The sequence below is a fragment of the Streptodolium elevatio genome (assembly GCF_040649515.1).
Taxonomy (GTDB): Bacteria; Actinomycetota; Actinomycetes; order Streptomycetales; family Streptomycetaceae; genus Yinghuangia; species Yinghuangia elevatio.
Map to the genome: position 1 here is coordinate 1 of NZ_JBEZFP010000026.1, position 19977 is coordinate 19977.

15 protein-coding genes are annotated in these 19977 nt (G+C 72.0%); 6 read left to right on the plus strand and 9 right to left on the minus strand.

The features are described from left to right. Positions 1-231: 231 nt before the first annotated feature. Positions 232-918: an iron-dependent transcriptional repressor DtxR gene (locus AB0C36_RS12785; protein ID WP_358352983.1), complete on the minus strand. Its 687-nt coding sequence runs from the start codon at positions 916-918 to the stop codon at positions 232-234. 456 nt (positions 919-1374) lie between these two features. On the opposite strand from AB0C36_RS12785, the gene AB0C36_RS12790 reads away from it, so the two are divergent. Continuing rightward, positions 1375-2121, plus strand: coding sequence for a sugar isomerase domain-containing protein (locus AB0C36_RS12790; RefSeq protein WP_358352985.1), 747 nt, complete (start codon positions 1375-1377; stop codon positions 2119-2121). A gap of 77 nt (positions 2122-2198) precedes the next feature. On the opposite strand, the gene AB0C36_RS12795 is transcribed toward AB0C36_RS12790, so the two are convergent. Beyond that, entirely contained in the window at positions 2199-2939 is a 741-nt protein-coding gene (locus AB0C36_RS12795) for a hypothetical protein (RefSeq protein ID WP_358352986.1), read from the minus strand. Here AB0C36_RS12795 and AB0C36_RS12800 point away from each other — a divergent pair. Both AB0C36_RS12800 and AB0C36_RS12805 read left to right on the plus strand, forming a co-directional pair. Further along, the gene (locus AB0C36_RS12800) at positions 2932-3888 is read left to right on the plus strand and encodes a hotdog family protein (RefSeq protein ID WP_358352988.1); all 957 of its coding nucleotides are present in this window, start codon (positions 2932-2934) and stop codon (positions 3886-3888) included. The two genes, AB0C36_RS12795 and AB0C36_RS12800, sit on opposite strands and share 8 nt — an antisense overlap. Before the next feature lie 185 nt (positions 3889-4073). Beyond that, positions 4074-5147 carry a lytic polysaccharide monooxygenase auxiliary activity family 9 protein gene (locus AB0C36_RS12805; RefSeq protein WP_358352990.1) on the plus strand — a complete coding sequence of 358 codons (1074 nt, stop codon included), beginning with the start codon at positions 4074-4076 and terminating at the stop codon, positions 5145-5147. A gap of 205 nt (positions 5148-5352) precedes the next feature. On the opposite strand, the gene AB0C36_RS12810 is transcribed toward AB0C36_RS12805, so the two are convergent. Further along, positions 5353-6735: an MFS transporter gene (locus tag AB0C36_RS12810; RefSeq protein WP_358352992.1), complete on the minus strand. Its 1383-nt coding sequence runs from the start codon at positions 6733-6735 to the stop codon at positions 5353-5355. A gap of 113 nt (positions 6736-6848) precedes the next feature. Beyond that, the gene (locus tag AB0C36_RS12815; RefSeq protein ID WP_358352994.1) at positions 6849-7379 is read right to left on the minus strand and encodes a pyridoxamine 5'-phosphate oxidase family protein; all 531 of its coding nucleotides are present in this window, start codon (positions 7377-7379) and stop codon (positions 6849-6851) included. Between the two features lie 667 nt (positions 7380-8046). On the opposite strand from AB0C36_RS12815, the gene AB0C36_RS12820 reads away from it, so the two are divergent. After that, a complete protein-coding gene (locus tag AB0C36_RS12820) occupies positions 8047-8811 on the plus strand; it encodes an SDR family NAD(P)-dependent oxidoreductase (RefSeq protein ID WP_358352996.1) in 765 nt (254 codons plus the stop codon). Positions 8812-8820: 9 nt separating this feature from the next. Here the strand turns inward: AB0C36_RS12820 and pdxH are convergent, their stop codons facing one another. Further along, positions 8821-9450, minus strand: a complete 630-nt coding sequence (gene pdxH, locus AB0C36_RS12825) for a pyridoxamine 5'-phosphate oxidase (RefSeq protein ID WP_358353093.1) — start codon at positions 9448-9450, stop codon at positions 8821-8823. Between the two features lie 417 nt (positions 9451-9867). Here pdxH and AB0C36_RS12830 point away from each other — a divergent pair, with 417 nt between their 5' ends. Beyond that, complete coding sequence (locus AB0C36_RS12830) at positions 9868-10980, plus strand: citrate synthase 2 (protein WP_358352998.1); 1113 nt, start codon at positions 9868-9870, stop codon at positions 10978-10980. A 214-nt stretch (positions 10981-11194) separates the two neighbouring features. Here AB0C36_RS12830 and AB0C36_RS12835 read toward each other — a convergent pair whose 3' ends face one another. From AB0C36_RS12835 to AB0C36_RS12850, 4 genes are all read right to left on the minus strand, one after another. Then, positions 11195-12331 (minus strand): CU044_5270 family protein, encoded by a 1137-nt coding sequence (locus AB0C36_RS12835; protein WP_358352999.1) that lies wholly within the window; start codon positions 12329-12331, stop codon positions 11195-11197. Next, positions 12328-13131, minus strand: coding sequence for an RNA polymerase sigma factor (locus AB0C36_RS12840; protein WP_358353001.1), 804 nt, complete (start codon positions 13129-13131; stop codon positions 12328-12330). Before AB0C36_RS12840 ends, AB0C36_RS12835 begins: the two co-directional genes overlap by 4 nt. A gap of 985 nt (positions 13132-14116) precedes the next feature. Beyond that, entirely contained in the window at positions 14117-15778 is a 1662-nt protein-coding gene (locus AB0C36_RS12845) for a flavin monoamine oxidase family protein (protein ID WP_358353003.1), read from the minus strand. Between the two features lie 220 nt (positions 15779-15998). After that, positions 15999-17606 (minus strand): APC family permease, encoded by a 1608-nt coding sequence (locus AB0C36_RS12850; RefSeq protein WP_435839031.1) that lies wholly within the window; start codon positions 17604-17606, stop codon positions 15999-16001. 243 nt (positions 17607-17849) lie between these two features. Here AB0C36_RS12850 and AB0C36_RS12855 point away from each other — a divergent pair, with 243 nt between their 5' ends. Then, positions 17850-19760 carry a PucR family transcriptional regulator gene (locus tag AB0C36_RS12855; protein ID WP_358353004.1) on the plus strand — a complete coding sequence of 637 codons (1911 nt, stop codon included), beginning with the start codon at positions 17850-17852 and terminating at the stop codon, positions 19758-19760. Positions 19761-19977 lie beyond the last annotated feature (217 nt).

The following is a 19977-nucleotide window of genomic DNA, read 5'->3' on the forward strand; positions in this document are numbered from 1 at the left end:
GCGGCACACAGGTGTGCCGCCGCCCCGCCCGTTCCGTGACCCGGCGCACGGGGCGCCGGGTCACCGCACTTCTCGTTGTGTGCGCCGCGCCGTTCACGGCAGGGTTCGCCGTGGCGTCAGTCGCACCAGGCGCACTGCGCCTGGTGCGACTGCTACGCGTGCTTCGTCACCGCGAACGCCCGCCGCCCAAGGGCGGCACCGGCTGGTCCTCCCTACATTCGCGGCGACCGACTAGCGCACTGCGACGAAGACGTGCGCGGCGATCTCCGGGGACAGTTCGGCGGCCTCGCCACCGCTGCCCGCCATGACCCCGCCCGCCGACTCGTGCACGCTCACCACCGCGCCCGGGCGTACGCCCGCGCGCCGCAGCGTGTACATGAGTTGGGCATCGGTCTGCAGCGGCTCGCCGATGCGGCGCACCACCACGTTCTTGCCCTCGGGTCCCGCGACGTCCAGCAGGGTGCCCAGGCCTTCCATGAAGTCGTCCGCGTGCAGGTCGCGGTCGAGTTCCTCGAGGCCGGGGATGGGATTGCCGTACGGCGACTCCTTCGGGTGGCGAAGCAGTTCGAGCAGACGGCGCTCGACCTGTTCGCTCATCACGTGCTCCCAGCGGCACGCCTCTGCGTGGACCTGCTCCCAGGGCAGCCCGATGACGTCCACGAGCAGGCACTCGGCGAGCCGGTGCTTGCGCATGACACGCGTGGCCAGGGACCGGCCCTCGTCGGTCAACTCCAGATGACGGTCGCCCTCGACCGTGAGCAGCCCGTCGCGCTCCATGCGCGCGACGGTCTGGCTGACGGTCGGTCCGCTCTGCCCGAGCCGTTCGGCGATGCGGGCGCGCAGCGGGACCACGCCCTCCTCTTCCAGCTCGAAAATGGTCCGGAGGTACATCTCCGTGGTGTCGATGAGTGCACTCACGACCGCCAGCTCCGTTTCTTCGTGGTCCTGCCTCCAATTCTGTCCCACCGACGGGGCGGCCGGGACCGCCCACGCCAACGGGTTCGACGCGTCGGGCGTAACGCTGCCGGATTCACTCCCGGCGCGTACGCCGCCCGCTCCGGCGCGCCGTACAGACACAACGTCCCGACATTGTGTCGTCATCCCAGGTGTTTGTGCGCCGTTCCCCGACGGACAGACCGTCGGCCTCGACGGTAAGCGCGTCGGGAGCGCCGCGTCTGTTGGACGTATCTCCAAGCACGGGCCGGGCACGGGCCGGGCACGGTCCTCGCCGGACCCCGACCGGCCCGCCGGTGACGGCCGGCGGACGCGGGTTGACAGGCGGCCCCCCGACCACGCACCGTGCGTGGTCTGTACCAAACGACCCCGCCCGGCGCAGTGTTCCCGCACGGTGCCGACGACCCCGAAGGACTGCCCATGGGCGAGCTGGGAGCGCGCTACCTCGACGCCGCGATCGCGCTGCTCGAAAGACTGCGTGACAAGGAGCTTCCGGCCGTCGACGACGCCGCCGAGCGCATCGCGCTGTCGCTGGCCGCCGGCGGGCGCCTCTTCGTCTTCGGCGGCGGGCACTCCGCGCTCAACGCGTACGACGTGGTCTACCGCGCGGGCGGCCTCATCCTCGCCAACCCGCTCATCGCCCCCGGCAACGACCTGGGGGTGCGGCCGATCACCACCAGCAGCGCGGTGGAGAAGCTCCCCGAACTGGCCACCCCCGTCCTCGACGGCGCCGGCGTCCGCACCGGCGACGTCCTCGTCGTGATCTCCCTGTCGGGCCGCAACGGCCTGCCGGTGGAGATGGCCCGTCAGGGACGCGACCGCGGCGCCCTGGTCGTGGGCGTCACCTCGGTGGCCGCCAGCAACGCCGAGGCGCCCCGGCACCCTTCGGGCACGCGCCTCCTCGACAACTGCGACGTCGTGCTGGACGCGGGTGTGCCCGCCGGCGACGCGGCGCTCGACGTGGCGGGCGTCCCGCAGCGCGTCGGGCCCACCTCGGGGGTCGTCTGCTCGGCCGTCATGCAGACCCTGATGGTCACCGTCATCGGCCGCCTGGTCGCCCTCGGCGTCGAGCCGCCCGTCTTCATGTCCGCCAACATCGAAGGCGGCGCCGCCTGGAACGACCGCCTCCTCACGGAAAACGCCGACCGCATCTTCTACCTGCGGTAGGCCCGCCCGCACCGGCCCCGCGTCGGCGCGTTCGCACCTGACTGCACACACGCGGGGCGGACGACCGCCCCGCGTCGTCAGTCGCCGGTGTGCCGGGTCAGGCGCCACCTGAGGACCAGGACCGTGCCGACCACGGCGACCGCGCCCGCCCAGACGAGGGAGACCGTGGTCGGCGTCAGGTGCGAGGAAAAGCCGAGCGCCGCGACGGCGACCACCACGAGGACCACGATGGCGCCGTTCACCGACTCGCGGACGCGGTCGCCGTCGGGCCACAGACCGGTGGCTCCGACGCCGCATATCCGGCGTACCCCGGTGGCCAGCCACAGCGGCGCGAACAACAGCAGCATCAACAGGAAGGCGACGCCTTCGACGTCGGTCTTCCCCGGCGAGTTCGCGAGCTCCCAGGTGCGGTCGCCATGCCGCACCCGGGTGACCTCGCCGCGCCACAGTTCGAGCCGGACCCACGCGGACCTCTGGAGGCCCTGGTACGCGCTCTTGTCGATGCGCAGCCAGTCCGCGGGTACGTCGGAGCCGGCGAAGCGCGCGTGGTAGTGCCTCGACCGGCGGCCGCTGGGCTCGCTGCGCAGGTCGACGACCTGGGCGTATGCGTTTTGGCGGCAATCCGCGACGACGGTCCCCGCGCAGGGTTTCGCGTCGCGGTAGGCCCGGCCCTCCCGCAGTTCGCCCGGCAGCGCGACGCCGCCGGCGACGACCCCCGCCGAACCGAGCAGCCCGGCGATCACGAGGAACACCGCGACCGCCCACTGCTTGAACCCGGTCGGCTTTGTGCCGACCGGTCTGCCTCCCACCGTGGCCATGCCCCGCCTGCCCGCCTTCCCGTCCGGCGAGCGCACCATGATCCACGGCACCGTCCCGCGTCCGGTGCGGGGGTGCGCGTCGGGGCGGGGCGGGCTGGGTACGGTGGTCGGCATGGCCGGTGTCGACGGTGGGTCCAGCAACCCTGACGTGCTCAATGACGTGAGCAGTGGTGCGAGCGGTGGCGCGAGCAGTGGCGTGAGCGACAGCGTGCTCAGCGTGGCCGCGCGGTTCAACGGGCCGCCGGGGTCGGGGAACGGGGGGTACGTCGCGGGGCTCCTCTCGCAGCGGCTGTCCGGACGCGCTCCGGGCGTCGGCTGCGCCACCGTGACGCTGCGGCAACCGCCGCCGCTGGAGCGCTCGTTGAGGTTGGCCGGCGAGTCGGCCGGGGGCCTGGGGCTGTACGACGGCGACGCCTTGGTGGCCGAGGTCGCGGCGGCCGAAGAGGCACTGGTCGAGGCCTTCGAACCGGTCGAACCGGTGTCGTTCGAGCTGGCCGCGGAGTCGTCCGCGGCGTTCTTCCCGGGCCGCGGCGCGGAGCACCCGTACCCCACGTGCTTTGTGTGCGGCACGGAGCGGGCCGAGGGCGACGGGCTGCGGCTGTTCCCGGGGCTGCTGCCGCAGCGGCCCGGCACCACCGCGTGCGCGTGGGTGCCCGACGTGTCCCTGGCGGACGGCGAAGACACTTACGTACGGCCGGAGTTCGTGTGGGCCGCGCTCGACTGCCCCGGCGGCTGGACCGCGCTCGCCACCCGTGAGCCGGTGCTCCTGCTGGGGCGGATGACCGCGCGGATCGACGCACTGCCGTACGCCGGGGACCGATGTGTGGTCATGGGGCGCCTGCTCGGCCAGGAGGGCCGCAAGCTGCGGACCGCGACCACGCTGTACGACGGGGACGGCCGCGTCGCCGCGCACGCCGAAGCGGTCTGGATCGCGCCCCGCACCGGCTGAGTCGAGAGTTCGGGCGGGCGCGGGGGCGGCTGTGCCGGACCGCCCGCCTTAACCGCCGCCGATCCCTCCCCTAAGAGCCGCATAAGGATCGTCGTACGGCCTCTGATCAGGCATTTTCCCACTCTCCACGGCGCTAGCGTCCCTCGCGACGCAAGGTTTCCGGACAGTCGAGGATGTGCCGTCTGATGAAGATCCGCCGCTCCGCCGCCGTCGCCGCTCTCACCGCCTTCCCGCTCACACTCGGGGTGCTGGGCTCGGGCAACGCGTACGCGCACGGCACGTCGCAGAACCCGCCGAGCCGCATCCAGCTGTGCTCGACGCAGGGCGGCGAGAACCCGGAGAACTTCCGGCTCCCGGCATGCCGGGCCGCGAAGGCGGCGGTCGGCAACAACCCGGCGCCGTTCTACGACCCCAACGCGGTCAACATCGCGGCGGCGTCCGGGCGGCACCGCGAGCTCATCCCGGACGGCAAGCTGTGCAGCGCGGGCAACCCGCAGTACGCCGGGCTCGACCTGCCGCGCACGGACTGGCCGACGTCGAACCTGCCTTCGGGCGGCGCGTACACGTTCCTGTTCAAGGCCACCGCGCAGCACCGGGGCAAGTTCGAGTACTACATCACCAAGGAGGGCTTCGACGTCACGAAGCCGCTCAAGTGGTCGGACCTGGAAGCCACGCCGTTCGCCACGGCGGTCGACCCGGCGGTGGAGAACGGTGCCTACGTCATCAAGGGCAAGCTCCCCAAGCGGTCCGGCCGCCACCTCATCTACGTCGTGTGGCAGCGCTCGGACAGCCCGGAGGCCTTCTACTCCTGCTCGGACGTCGCCTTCGACGGCAGCGGCAGCGCCGCACCCCCGGCCGCGACTCCCTCGACCGGCAAGCCGAACGGCGGCGGCACCGCGGGCAACGCGGGTACCGCGACCAAGCCGGCGACCAAGCCCGCGACGGCGGGCACGGGAGGCGGCGAGGACCACAGCGGGCACGGCGCCCCGGCCGCCGGTTCCGCGGCAACCCCGACCGGACCGGCGAACTCCCCCGCCACGCCCGCAGGTTCCGCCGCCACCGCCACGTCCGCCGAAGCCGACCCGTCCGCCTCGGGCGACGGCGCGGTGGTGCCGGTGGCCGGGGAGGGCCCGGGCGAGTTGGCGCAGACCGGAGGCGGGTCGGAGGGCTCCGTACCGCTGCTGGCCGGCACCGCGGCGGCCGTGCTCGCCGTGGGCGCCGGTTCGCTCCTGTACGCCCGCCGCCGCGCCACGCGCTGACGGACTCGGTGGCACCTCGGTGCCTCCGTGCCGCGCTGCGTCGGCGCGCCGCGGCACGGAGGCGCCGTGCAGTCGGCCCTCGGGCCCACCGTGGAGAGGTGACGGCTCCTCGGCGGGTCCGCGGGTACATCGGGCGCGGCCGTCCCTCCCAGGCGGCCGCGCCCCCATGCGCTCCCGATCGATCCCCGCGTCCGGTGGAGCCAGGTCAGGGCACCGGGTTCCGCGCGTCGTAGCGCCAGAAGCCGCGCCACCGTGCGGTGAGCGCCAACACGACCACCACGCATGCCAGTCCGCCGCTCACCACGGAGATCCGCTCGGTGCCGGCCGCGGCAACGCTGCCCGACTCGAAGTCGCCGAGGCGCGGTCCGCCCGCCACCACGACGATGAAGACCCCCGCGAGCCGCCCGCGCAGTTCGTCCGGGGTGGCCACCTGGAGGATCGTGTTGCGGAAGACGCCGCTGATGGTGTCCGCACAGCCCGCGACGGCGAGGAAGAACACGCCCAGCCAGAGCCAGTTCGTCGCGCCGAACGCCGTGATCGCCAGGCCCCACGCGACGATCGACAGGATCACCGCGCGCCCCTGGTAGCGCACGCGGCCCAACCATCCCGAGAACAACGCTCCCGCGAACGCGCCGATCGCCGGCGCGGCGGTGAGCAGGCCGACGGTACGCGAACCGCCGCCGTACCAGGACGCCGCGATCGCCGGAAACAGCGCGCGCGGCATGCCGAAGACCATCGCGGCGATGTCGGCGAGGAAGGTCATGCGTACGTTGGGCCGCGTCCGCAGGAAGCGGAACCCCTCGGCCACCGAAGCCCGTTGCCGCTTGCCGCCCGTCGCGGCGCCCCGCTTCGCCGCGCCCCGCTTCGCCGCGCCCTGCGTCGCCGCATCGTCCGTCGCGGCGCCGTCGGCCGAAATACCTTCGGCAGCAGTGCCGTTCGCCCGCTCCGGCGGCATCGCGGGCAGGCGCCACATCGCGTACAGCGCGGCGCCGAAGGCGAGGGCGTCGACGACGTACACGGTCTCGGTGTCCCACAGCCCGATCACCAGCCCGCCCAGCAGCGGCCCCACCGTCATGCCGAGGGTCATGCTCAGCATCGACAACGCGTTGGCGGCGGGCAGGTGTTCGGGTGGGAGGAGTCGCGGGATCATGGCCGTACGCGTGGGGCTGTTGACCGCGAAGAACGCCGACTGTGCGGCCACCACCCCGTACAGCAGCCACACTTGGCGCAGGTCGAGGACGGCCTGCGCGGCGAGCAGCAGGCTCATCGCGGCGAGGCCGGTGGACGCGATGAGCCCGAGCTTGCGCCGGTCCATGCTGTCCGCGATGGCGCCGCCGAGCAGGCCGAAGACGATCAGCGGCGCCAGCGAGAAGAGGCCCACCAGGCCGACGGAGAAGTTCGACCCGGTGAGGTTGTAGACCTGCACGGCGACCGCGAGCGAGGTCATCTGCTGGCCGAGCATGCTCACGGTGCCGCCGAACCACAGCCGTCGGTAGTCGTGGGATATGCGCAGCGGCGTGGTGTCGGCGAAGACGGCCCGCGTGAACCGGCGGATCCGTCCCGCGGCCGGGGCGGGAGATGTGGGCACTCCGGAATCCAAGCGCCCAAACGCCCTCATGTGCCCTCGGGCACCCCGTGAGATCCCCCACGCCGCCCGCGCGGCCGCCCGCCGAGCGGGCCGTCCCCCACCGCCGGCCGCCGTCAGGCCGAGGGGCCTCCCACGAGCTTGTCGAAGTCGGGGGCGTACACGGTCATCCAGTGCGGTTGCAGCCGGTAGAACACCACGTCTTCGTCCCAGTTGAAGCCGTCCGCCCCGTAGAACTCCTTGAAGTACGCGAGCAGTTCCGGCCAGTCCGCGGCCGGCTCGCCGCCGTGCGGGTTGAGGACCTCGGCCGTGCCGTGCGTGAACACCCCCAACTCCTCACCGCGCATATGCGCGGCGCTGATCGCGGGCCGCGCGCCGAGATGCCGCGCCTTGGCCGCGTCGCGCGCCGTACCGAAATGCCATTTGCCGTGCAGGAAGTGCCCGTCCGCACCGCTGATCCGCGGCTCGCCCTTCGCCGTCACGGTGGACACGGTGAGGACGCACATTCCGCGGAGAACCCGGCTCACCTGCTCCGCGGTGAGTGTCCGCTCGTCATTGATGATCGAACGCAGGTGCGATCCGGAACGGGAGAGCGAGGCGTCCAGGAGAGCCTGCAACTCCTGGAGGTCTTGGGGCGTTTCGCGCATGAAGGTCCTTTGTCTGTACGTGGACTCGGCCCCCGGCGCCATCGACGCCGGACCGACGACCTCATGCTCCGCGCAAAACCTGACACCTGGTGTCGGACTTTCCCGACGCACCTCCAAGACCACCCGAACGCCCCCACCGAACCGCCGCCCCGCCCCGGCGCAGCTGACGCCCCGAAGTCGCAAGCCCTCAAACGCCCGCTCGGCCTGCTCCTGTTCCCGTTCCGCGCATGAGATGTGCCACCCGAAAATTGCCTTGCGGCCCGCCCGAGGGCGATCTACCTTCTGCGGTACACGGGAAAGGAGGTGGTTCGATCTTGAGTACGTATCGGACGCGTGAGGTGGCTGCCCGCTAGCCGCCACTCCGGTCTCCCGACCGAAGTCTGGCCCGTCTCGACTGCAGCGTGACGGGGTGAACCAGGCGGTCGGCGAAAACCAGGCAGACACCCGACCCGCAGGCTCGCCGAGGACGTCCCCTCGGCACCTCCCACCAAGGGAGAAGGCCTGCGGGTCGCTGCGTTTCCCGGGCAAGGGCGCGGACGCGGGACCGAGGTCGGCACCTTGGCGCCACGCCAATCCGGCATCTTCGGCGTTGGAGCGGCTGCGGTGCCGCAGCTTGACGTGCGGGTCGCGCTTGCGTCGGTTGGGGGCGTGCTGTTTGCTCCAGCGCATGAACGCCAAGGATCAGCGCGTCGCGGTCGTCACGGGTGCGAGCAGTGGCATCGGTGCCGCGAGCGCCCGCGGGTTGGCCGCCGTGGGGTATGCCGTCGTCCTGACCGCGCGCCGCGCCGAGCGGATCGAGGCCATCGCGAAGGAGCTGCGGGACGCGGGGCATGCGGCTTCGGCGCACCGGCTCGATGTCACCGACCGTGCGGCGGTGAACGCGTTCGCGGGGTCGCTGGCGCGGTGCGATGTGCTGGTGGCCAACGCGGGAGCGGCGTACGGCGCCGATCCGGTGGAGTCCGGGGATCCGGCGGACTGGCTCGCGATGTACCAGGTCAACGTGCTCGGCACGCTGCACACCACGCAGGCGCTGCTGCCCGCGCTGATCGCGTCGGGGGCGGGGACCGTCGTGGTCATGTCGTCGACGGCAGCCCATCAGGCGTACGAGGGCGGCGGCGGGTACGTCGCGGCCAAGCACGGCACCCATGCGATCGCGGCCACGCTGCGCCTGGAGCTGAACGGGCGTCCGGTCCGCGTCATCGAGCTGGCGCCCGGCATGGTCCGGACCGACGAGTTCGCGGTCAACCGCATGCGCGGCGACAGCGACCGGGCTGCGGCGGTGTACGCGGGGGTCGACGAGCCGCTGACCGCCGAGGACGTCGCCGACGCGGTGGTCTGGGCGGTCACCCGGCCCGCGCACGTCAACGTGGACCTGATGGTGCTCCGGCCGCTCGCGCAGGCCGCGCAGCACAAGGTGCACCGGAAGCACTGACTCAGGAGCTCAGGGGCTCAGGCGCTCGATCACCCAGGTGTCGGCCTCGCGGCGGTAGCGCAGGCGGTCGTGGAGGCGGTTCTCGCGGCCCTGCCAGAACTCGACGGCGTCCGGCACCACGCGGATGCCGCCCCAGAACGGCGGCACCGGAACGTCCGAGCCCTCCGGGTGGCGGGCCTCCAGCTCCGCGTACCGTTTCTCCAGGTCCTCGCGCGACGCGACGACGCTGGACTGCGCGCTCGCCCAGGCCCCGATGCGCGAGCCGTACGGCCGGGACCGGAAGTACGCCGCGGTCCGCTCCGCCGGCACCCGCTCCGCCGACCCCGTCACGATGACCTGCCGGTCCATCGCGTGCCACGGGAAGAGCAGGCTCACGTACGGGTTCGCGGTCAGTTCGCGGCCCTTGCGGGAGTCGTAGTTGGTGTAGAAGACGAAGCCGTCCTCGCCGTACTCCTTGAGCAGCACCGTCCGGGTGCTCGGTCGCCCGTCCGGCGACGCGGTCGCCACCACCATCGCGTTGGGCTCCGGCAGGTCGGCTGCCACGACCTCGGCGAGCCAGCGGGCGAACAGCGGCATGGGCGCGGGGGTCAGCGAGGCTTCGTCGATGCCTTCGTTGCGGTATTGGCGGCGCATCGCCATGAGGTCGTCGAGGTCCACGGTTCCTTGGTAGCACCCCATGCCCGGGCACACCGAAACCACGGGGGTACAGGTCCGAACGAGTGACACCCATTCGTGCGAATCGGCACGTTGACGAGCGGTTGTGTGCCGGAGTTCACGTGGTCGTCGGCTGCCTTGTCTAGGTCATCTCGACATCAAGAGATATTGTTGCCTGTCGACAACCGTCGCCCACAACTTCACAGGCGAAGCCACAACACGCGCGCTTCGCCCAACCACCGATTCGCAGCCCTACGGGGATGTCCGCCAGCCCGCGCAGTAACGATCTTGCGCCGGGGTTCCGGGCCTTTCCGGGGGAAGACAGGTTGTGGTAACGCGGGGTATGAAAGACCCGGCCACAAGTCACCACAAGTCAGTCGAGATCGCATGAGGAGCCGCCTGATGTCCGACTTCGTACCCGGGCTCGAAGGAGTCATAGCGTTCGAAACGGAGATCGCCGAACCCGACAAGGAGGGCGGCGCGCTCCGCTACCGCGGCGTGGACATCGAAGATCTCGTCGGGCGCGTCTCCTTCGGCAACGTCTGGGGGCTCCTCGTCGACGGCGCCTTCAACCCCGGCCTCCCGCCCGCGGAGTCGTTCCCGATTCCCATCCACTCCGGCGACATCCGCGTGGACGTGCAGAGCGCGCTGGCCATGCTCGCCCCGGTGTGGGGATTGAAACCGCTGCACGACATCGACGACATGCAGGCCCGCGACGACCTGGCCCGTGCCGCCGTCATGGCGCTGTCGTACGTCGCCCAGTCGGCCCGCGGCCTGGACAAGCCGATGGTCCCGCAACGCGAGGTCGACAAGGCCGACACGATCGTCGAGCGGTTCATGATCCGCTGGCGCGGTGAGCCGGACCCGAAGCACGTCAAGGCCGTCGACGCCTACTGGACGTCGGCCGCCGAGCACGGCATGAACGCCTCCACGTTCACCGCCCGCGTCATCGCCGGAACCGGTGCCGACGTCGCGGCGTGCCTGTCGGGCGCGGTCGGCGCCATGTCGGGCCCGCTGCACGGCGGCGCGCCCTCGCGCGTGCTGGGCATGATCGAGGAGATCGAGCGCAGCGGCGACGCGACCCAGTACGTCAAGGGCGTGCTGGACCGCGGCGAACGCCTGATGGGCTTCGGCCACCGCGTGTACCGCGCGGAGGACCCGCGTGCGCGCGTGCTGCGGCGTACCGCCAAGGAGCTCGGCGCGCCGCGCTACGAGGTCGCCGCGGCGCTGGAGCAGGCCGCGCTGGACGAGCTGCACGCCCGTCGTCCGGACCGCGTCCTGGCCACCAACGTGGAGTTCTGGGCCGCGGTGGTCCTGGACTTCGCCGAGGTGCCGGCCAACATGTTCACCTCGATGTTCACCTGCGCCCGCACCGCCGGGTGGAGCGCGCACATCCTGGAGCACAAGCGCACGTCGCGCCTGGTGCGCCCGTCGGCCCGCTACATCGGCCCGGGTTCGCGCCCGATCACCGATGTCGCCGGGTACGACGACACGGTGCCGAACGTCAAGCAGTAGCAGGACCCCGTACGACCGCAGGACCCGCACGACCGCAGGACCCGCAGCACCTGCCTGGTACGGATTCTCGACCCGTATCCGCGCATCGCACGGCCCGCCTCCCCACAAGGGAGGCGGGCCGTCGTCGTTGGTGCCGTTGCCGCGCCGTGTCGCGCTGTGCCGTGTCGCGTTGCGTTGCGTCGCGCTGTTTCGTGTCGCGTTGGGTTGCGTCGCGTCAGGCCGCGGGCCCTCCCGACGGCACCGCACGCGTCGGGTCACCGGGCGCGAGCGGCGGGGTGTCGCCCGCACGGTCGACGATGCCGCGGTGCACGATCGCGGTGCTGTCCAGCACCTGTCCCTTCTTCACCGCGATCTCGTCGTTGTCGCGGGCCGCGACGTCGCGCCAGCCGAGCAGTTCCGCGGTGTCCGGGTCGAAGATCCACTCCTCTCGGGAGCCCTGCGCCGCGACCATGGCCACCGCGACACCCGGCCGCCCGAGGGCGTCGGTGGCGTTCGGGACGACGGTGACGCCGGGCAGCTCGGCCGCCGCGCGGAACAGCGCCGCGGAGAACTCGGGCGGCATGACGCCGGCCCGCAGGATGTCGCCGATGAGCGTGAACACCCTTTGGTCGGGCGGGTTGTCGTTGGGTTGGGCGAGTTCGCGCAGTTGCCCCAGCAAAGTGCCGGGGTCGGTCGACAGGGATTCCAAAAAGCGGTACCCGGGGTGGCCGGAGATCTTCTCCCCGGGTGCGGGCGCGGTTACCGAATCGCGGAACTCGCTGCCGTTCCCGGAGCGCATCAGCATCTCGCCGGTGCCGGTCACCGGACGCCACACCTCGTTCTTCGAGGGAGGCATCAGGGTCGTGCGGTACTTCCCGTCGACCATCTCGATCTTCGCGCTCGCGCCCCACGTCTCGATGTACTCGTACTGGTCGTCGCGCACCGGGACTTCGGCCTTCGCCCCGGCCACCAGCGCGGCCCGGGCCAGCAGGCCGGCGGCGGCGTCGCGGTCCGCCGCGGAGACCGTCGGCCGCGAGGACGGCCCCTCGATCACCGCGGCGCCGACGACCACGGCACCCGCGACGGCCGCGGCGACCGCCGGGGCGATCAGCGTCCAGCGGAGGCGCGCGCCGCCGGGGGCCCGCGAGGGCCTCCGTGACGGGGCCGGGACGGTCTCGCGTTCGATCTCGCTCATCAGGTGCTCCCTCAGCTGCTGGTGGCGGCCGAGGGGAAGGCCCGGTACGTCCGCTCCGGGTGCCAGCCGCGCCACGTCGCGCTCATCGGCGACCGTGCCCGCGTCGCTGCCCGTGCCCGTGTCCGGTGCTGCGCCGCTCCCGAACGCCCGTACTTCGTACGGTGGTTCCGGCTTCATGGTGTCCTCCCCTGGGGCTGTGCCCCCGACCGGACCGCCGCGTGGCGGTCACCTGTCGCCTGTCCGCCGAGCCGACGGGGTTCCCGGTCCGTTCGCCGTTGCCGGAGCTCGTCCTGCGTGAGTTCGCGCAGCCGCTTGCGGGCGCGCGAAAGGCGGGACTTCACGGTGCCGACCCGCACCCCGAGGGCCTCGGCAGCCTCCGCGTACCCGAGGCCGGACCACACGACGAGCGCGACGACTTCCCGCTCGTTGCGGCCGAGGCGGTCCAACGCCGCGCGGGCCGCGGCCAGTTGCTCGGCGAGGTCGGCGCGCTCGACCACGTCGTCCGCGAAGTCGGGTACGTCGCCGCGCGGCGGCAACCGGTCGAGTGCCGCGCGGTGCCGCCGGGCCGACCGGGCGGTATTGCGCAGGACGTTGGTCGCGATGCCGAACAGCCAGGAGCGCAGCCCGTCGTACGCTTCGCCACCCGGGGCGCCGGGCGGCCCGTCCCGGGTACGGCGTGCCGCCCCGTCGGCGTGCCCGCCCCTCCCGTCCGTACTGCCGGAACCGTCGCCGTGGGCATTTGGCTCGTCGCCCTCGCGCTCGGCGTCCTCGTCGTCGCCCTCGCCCTCGTCGGGCCGCAACTTGGCACGCAGCCGCCAGGCCTCCAGGTAGGTGAGCGATACGACGTCCTCGGCAGTCGCCCAGTCGGCGGTGACGCGCAGGGCGTAGCGGTGGATCGCCCCCGCATAGCTGTCGAACAGGGTGGCGAACGCGGCTGGATCGCCCTCGCGTGCCCTGGTCCGGAGAGATCGGTTCATGCCTCGACCTGTCCGCAGCGCGTCATGGGTTCCCATGGCGCTCGTCACACTGCGCGATCCGGGTCAACTGGCCTACGCCGCCCCCGGGTTGCCCGCGCAGCAGGTTGTCGGCCACGACTGCCGCCCCCCGCGACGACCGCCGCAGCGGCCACGACCGCCAATGCCTCTTCTGCGGGTTCCCCCACGGCCGCCTCCCCTGCCGACGCCCGACCGCCACGTGATCAGTGTCGAGAACAGTACGTCGACGCTGCCGTCCCGGGCGGGCCCCGCCCTCGGACCGGCCCGCTTCCCGCCCCGGGTTCCGGCCCTCGCCCCGGTTCCTGCCCTGGTCTCGCCCTGCCCCTACGCGTCCCTGCCGCTTTGTCCCCGCCTCCCCGTCCCCGCCGGTCCCCACCCGGCGCGGATCCCGTCCCATGCCCGGATATCGTCGATGCGGACGGGAGCGGGGAGCCTGCCGATCGTCCACGTCGGTCCGGGAAAGCCGACCGCCCTCCCCTGGCAGGTGGGAGGGCGGGTGCTGGTCAGTGCGGCAGGCCACGACCGGTTGAGCTATGAGCCGCCTGACGTTTCATCAGACTGCCCTTTGTTCCGCCTGACCGACCTGCACTTCCGTCCACGTGGCTCGTGGTTCGGTGGCGTCGGGCCGGTCCAGATCTACCCGGAAGAATACTCATCTGTCATGGGATGACCGGATAACCCCGGTTTCGTCGGCGAGTTCCCTTCCGAACTGACCGACAATGCCCCTTTCTTGGGTCTTGACAGACCCAGCGGCATCCGTTAACTACCCACTCAAATATCGGACATCTAGCACTATTACTGACAGATCCTTACCTATCAGTCAAGTTCGGTTCACCAGATCGCCGTACCCGGCCATGGATGCCCATCGGCCCCGACGGCAAACCGCGCCGTCGGGGCCGAAAGGTACGTCGCACGTCGTCGGCCGCCCGCCGGGCAACAGGGGCGCACAGGACGACAAATCAGATTGTCAGCGGAGATCCGCCAGGACCTCGTTCGCGGCCCGCTCGCCCTCGACCGCCCCGCCGTTCATGAAGCCCTGGAAGTCGTACGACGTGTGCTCGCCGCCGATGTGCACGTTGCCCTGCCGCGTGCCCTCGTAGCCCGCGTACCGGTGCAGGTAGGAGACCGGCCAGTACGAGTAAGCCCCCAGTGAGTAGGGGTTCTTGTGCCACGCCGACAGCTGCGCCTTGCCCGTCCAGGCCGCACGCGTGCCGGGGAAGACCGTGTCGATCTGGGCCAGGTACGCCGCCGCCGTCGACCGCACCACCGGGTCGCTGTCGGTGTTGAACGGGCCGCCGGGGTTGAGGCCGTGGGCAAGGCTGCCGCCGCCGTACTGGATCAGCACACCCCCGGCGCCGGGCTGCGCCTTCGTCGTGTCCCAGGTCTGCTGGAACGGCAGGTCGGTGAAGCAGTCGCCCGCCGCGACGCCCGGCCAGGCGCCCGTACCGCGCCACGGGCGGCCGGTGAACTTCATGTTCAGCTTGGTGACATATCCCATGCGGGCGTCGCGCAGCAGGTTCGTCATCAGCGGGTCGAAGCCGGCACGCGACAGGTCAAGGCCCTGGAGGATCGGCAGCGGCACCGTGATGATCGTGTGATCGGCCGTGACCGTCCTGGTCGTTCCGCCGTTGTCGAAGGTCAGCGTCTGGGTGCCGTCCGCGTTCGCGCGGACCGCGACCAGCCGGTGGTCCATCCGGATCGCACCCGACGGCAGAGCAGCCGCCATGGCCTGCGTCACCTGGTCGTTGCCCCCGACGACGTGGTAGCGCTCGTTCGACCCGCCCCAGATGTTGAAGTGCCCGGGGTTGCTCTGCCAGCCGAGCATGCAGACCGCGGCGAACGCCGACTGGTCGACGGTGTCCGCGCCGTATTCGACGTTGTACGCGACATCGAGGAACTGCCCGAGCCGGGAAGCGTATCCGCCCGGCACGCGGGACTCGATCCACGCCCGCAGGTTCATGTTGGACAGCGCCACACCGGTAGGCGTCGCGTTGTTCCACATCACGTCCCCGGCTTGCTGGTAGTCGCGCCGGACCGCCTGGTACATCGCCTTGAAGTCCTCGTCGGCCTGCGAGCGCGCGTAGTAGCCGTTGTCGAACCACAGCGTCTCGACCGCCCCGGCCGGGCCGGCGGCGGCGAAGTCCACCGTGGACAGCCCGAACCGGCGGCACAGCTCCAGGATCTTCTTGTGGCCGGTGTCGATGAGTTCGCCGCCGATCTCCGACGTCTGCCCGCCGCCCCAGTAGGTCCGCTGGGTGTACATGCGCCCGCCGACCCGGGTCGGATTCGCCTCGTAGACCGTGGCCGCGACGCCGGAGTCGGCGAGCGTCAGGGCCGCCGTGAGACCGGATACGCCCGCCCCGATGATCGCGACGCGGGCATCGGTGTCGATCGGCGGCGTCGGGGTGGCGGCGGTCGCGGGACGCGCCACCGCGGCGGCCCCCAGGCCGATGCCGACCCCGACCGCGGCCGCGCGGCGTACGAGCGCGCGGCGGGTGGGGCCGCCCGGTTCGGCGGCGGCCTCGCTCCGCATGCCGCGGAACTCGTCGACCGGGATGCGGAGTCGGTCGGCCGAGGCGTGGTCGGCCATCATGCGGCGCAGGGCGTGCATCGGACCGGTGCGGGCCATGGAGGGGTCCTTTCGACGGTTCGGGTGGCGGTGCGGGAAGTGCAAAGGCCCCCGGGGCGTACGCGGTGCGGGGGTCCGCCGGATGGGATGCGGCGGTGCTGCGTACGGCCCGAGGGCCTTGGTGACCGCGTCACGCGTCGGCCTGACGTGCAGTCAAGGGCGCTGCGGACGGGGGTTGTTCGGCCAGGTCAGGGTCAGGGGGTCAGAGCCAGGATCAGGGTCAGGAGATGTCGGCTTTCGCGTTGCCGGTGGTCTGGGCGGGCACGTCGGGCCGTGCGTCGCGCTCCCCGGCGTCCTCGAGGATGATGCGGCCCATGCGTTCGTACGCCTCAGGGCGCGCGTTCTTCATGTACAGCGCCAACCCGATGCCGGCCACGAACAGGACGCCGACGATCCACGGGATGAGGTCGAACAGCAGGCTGGTCGACGCCGCGCCCGCCGCATCCTCCAGGTTCGACACCAGCAGGAACACCACGCCGATCATCGCGACGCCGGCCACGACCGGCGCGATCAGCGTCTTGACCGGGTGCTTGCTCTCGGGGTGCTTGCCCTGCACGTGGAAGTAGCCGACGGTCGCGAACGAGCACAGGGTCTGCACGATGAGGATGGCCATCGTGCCGAGCAGCGCGAGCAGTCCGTACATGTGCACGACCGGGTCCTGGTCGGCCAGCAGGAAGCCGCTGACGATCGCGATCGTCAGGCAGGTCTGCACGATCGAGGCGATGTGCGGGGAGCCGTACGACGGGTGCGTCCTGCCGAGGGCCTTGTGGATGAAGCCCTCGCGGCCGATCGCGTACAGGTAGCGCGACGCGCACTGGTGGAACGCCATGGCGCAGGCGAACGAGCCGGTGACGATGAGCCACTGGAAGACGTCCACGGCCCAGCCGCCGAAGTGGTCGCCGAGCGGGTTGTAGAACAGGCCGCTGCCGTCCTCGACGACGCCGCGTCCTTCGGCGGAGACCATCATCCAGGACACGAACACGTAGAACAGGCCGACGCCGACGACCGAGATGAGGGTCGCGCGCGGCACGACGCGCTTGGGGTCGCGGGACTCCTCGCCGTACATCGCGGTGGACTCGAAGCCGACCCATGACCAGAAGGCGAAGAACAGGCCGAAGCCGGCCGCGGCCCCGATCGTGCCGTCGGCGCCCTTGATGCCGTTGAGCGGGTTGAGCGCGTCCCCCGCGAGGAAGCCGTCCGGGCCGCCGCCGGTGAACAGCACCGCGAGCGACACCGCGCTCAGCACGGCGATCTCCAGGACCAGCGCGACGCCGAGCACCTTGGCGGTGAGGTGGATGTCGAAGTAGCCGAGACAGCCGATGGCGGCGATGCCGAGGAACGCGAAGACGCCCCAGTGGACGTCGACGCCGAACTGCTCGTCGACCAGGCCGTGCAGGGCGTTCGCGAAGAAGCCCAGGATCGACGCCTCGAAGACGATGTACGCCATGACCGCGATCAGGCCCGCCGCCATGCCCGTCACGCGCCCGAGACCGTGCGAGATGAAGCCGTAGAACGCGCCGGCCGCGGTGATGTGCTTGGCCATCGTCACGTAGCCGACCGAGAAGACGGTCAGGACCAGCGTCGCGATGATGTACGCGGCGGGCGCGCCGAGGCCGTTGCCGCCCTTGCCCGCGATCACCGGCAGGTTGCCCGTCATCGCGGTGATCGGGGCCGCCGTGGCGACGGCCATGAAGACGACGCCGACGAGGCCGACCGAGTTCGCCTTCAGCCGGTTGACCTCGCCGGGGCCTTCGGCTCCGGGGGCTTCGGCGCCGGGGCCGTCGGCGCCGGGGGTTCCGGGGCCGTCGGTGCTGCTGACCGTGGTCATGCCACCTCCTTCACAAGGGAGCGCGCCGGGGACGACGCAGGGATTGACGCGGACGGGGTGCGTGGCGGCACCGCGTACCGACGGGCCGTCAGCTTGGATGCGGAACGCGTTCTCCTACAACCGACAGCAGGTCAGGCGTTCCACGTGCCAGGGCGACGTAGTGTCGGGGCAAGGCGACGGTGTGCGGGGTCCGAAACGCTCCCGTGATCCACAAACCGCCGGCCGGCCGGTAGCGTGCCGCAAATGGACTCCAGCGGCAGGCTACTCAGCGTCGCCGGTACGACCGCCCCCGCAACAACGCCCGCGCCCGGGGCTGGTTCCGGACACGGGACCGGGCTCGGCTCCGGACATGCATCCGGGCTCGGTTCCGCACACGCGTCCGGGGCCGGGCCGGCCGCCGGATCGTCGTCCGTCGCCGGCATCACCGTGCGCCAGGCCCTCGAACTGCCGCCGCTGCGCCGGGGGCTGCCCGAGGTGGTCGCCGCGCCGGACGGCCTGGACCGGCCGATCCGCTGGGTGCACACCGGCGAGGTGCCCAACATCGCGTCGCTGCTGCGTGGGGCCGAACTACTGCTGACCACCGGCCTTGCGATCGGCCCCAAGCCCGCCGACCAGCGCCGTTTCGTCGCCCAGCTCGCCGACCGGGGCATCGCCGCGCTGGTGGTCGAACTCGGCCAGCGCTTCGACGTGCTGCCCGCGGCGATGGTCGAGGCGGCGCGTATTCGCGACCTCCCGCTGATCCAATTGCACCGTGAAGTCCCTTTTGTCGCAGTCACCGAGGCGATCCACACCGAGATCGTCAACGGCCACTACGCACTTCTGCGGCAAGGCGAGGAGGTGCACCGCCGATGCACCGAGATCCTGCTCGGCGGAGGCGGCGTACCCGAGGTGCTCGCGCTGCTCGCCGAGCGCGTCGGCAACCCCGTCTACCTGGAGGACGCCGACGGTCGGCTGCTGTACGCGCAGCGCGGCGCCGCGGCGGCGAGCGACACCGACCCCATCGACGCCTGGGCGGGACTGCGCGGCGGCCGTACGAACGGCGCCGCCGGTGCGTCGCCGGGCACCGCACTGATCGTCGACGTCCCGGCCGGCAGCCCGGCCCAGGGCGGATCCTCGGACCAGGCGGTACGCGGCCGACTCGTCGTCCTGCCCGTCCACGGCCCGCTGCCCGCGGTCGGACGCATCGTCATGGACCACGCGGCGGGACTGCTCGCCGTCGCGTTGCGGCAGGCCCGCCACGAGGAGGAGTTGGCCGCGCGCGGACGCGGCGACTTCCTGAGCGACCTGGCCGAGGGCCGGATCGCCGAGGAGGACGCGGCGCGCCAGGCGCGTGTGCTGGGCTTCGGCCACGACACCGGTCCGCTGCTGCCGGTCGTCGTGCGGCTCGGGGCCGACAGCCGCGGTGAAGGAGGCGTCGGCGGGGTCGCCGGGGTGGGCGGTGGCGGGGCCATGGGCGGCGTCCGGGCCATGAGCGGCGTCCGGGGCGGGATCGGCGTCGTGGGCGGCGCGGACTGGGCCCCGATCGCCCGGGCGGTGCAGGAGGAACTCGCCGCGCTGGGACTGCCGGTGCTGCTCGGCGTACGCCCCGTCGAATGCCGCCTGGCACTGCTGCTCGGACTGCGTACGGCGGGCGAACGCGTGGCCGTGGCGGACCGCGTCGCGTCCGCGCTCCGCACGGGGCTCGGCCGCGCGGGGCTCGCCCCCGGTCCGCAGCCGCCCGTCGTGGTGGTCGGCGCGGCCGGGCCCTGGGCGGCCGCCGGACCGGGACTCCGGCACGCCGCCGAGGCGGCCTCCGCGGCGCGCGGGCTCGCCGAACAGCCGTGGTACGACGCGCGCCGGCTCGACATCGAGCTGCTGCTGTGGCGCATGCGCGAACACGCGGACCTCGCGGCGTTCGTCCGGCGTGCGGTCGGCCCGCTGCTCGAACACGACAGGACGGCCCGGCAGCCGCTGCTGCCGACATTGGAGGCGTACCTCACGCACGCGGGCCGCAAGGCCGAGACGGCACGGGACCTGCACCTGAACCGCCAGACCCTGTACGACCGCATCGCCCGGATCGGGCAGTTGCTCGGCACGGACCTGGACGACCCGGAGACCGTGCTCAGCCTCCGCTTCGCCCTCCGGGCCCGACGCCACGTACCCGAAATGGCCTGACACGAGTCGGCCGGCTCCGCGCGGAAGCCACGCCTCTCTTGCGTGATCCGGCTGCGATGCCTCGTGATCGGGCGGCTCGACGGCCCGTGGACCGGAGCGAACCTACGATGGCGCGGGCTGCGCACGCGACGTGAGGCCCGCCCTGACTCCCGGGCCTTTCACGGGAGTTCGGGGTCTTCCTCAGCTGCGGCTCGACCTCGGTTCGCAAATGGCAGGG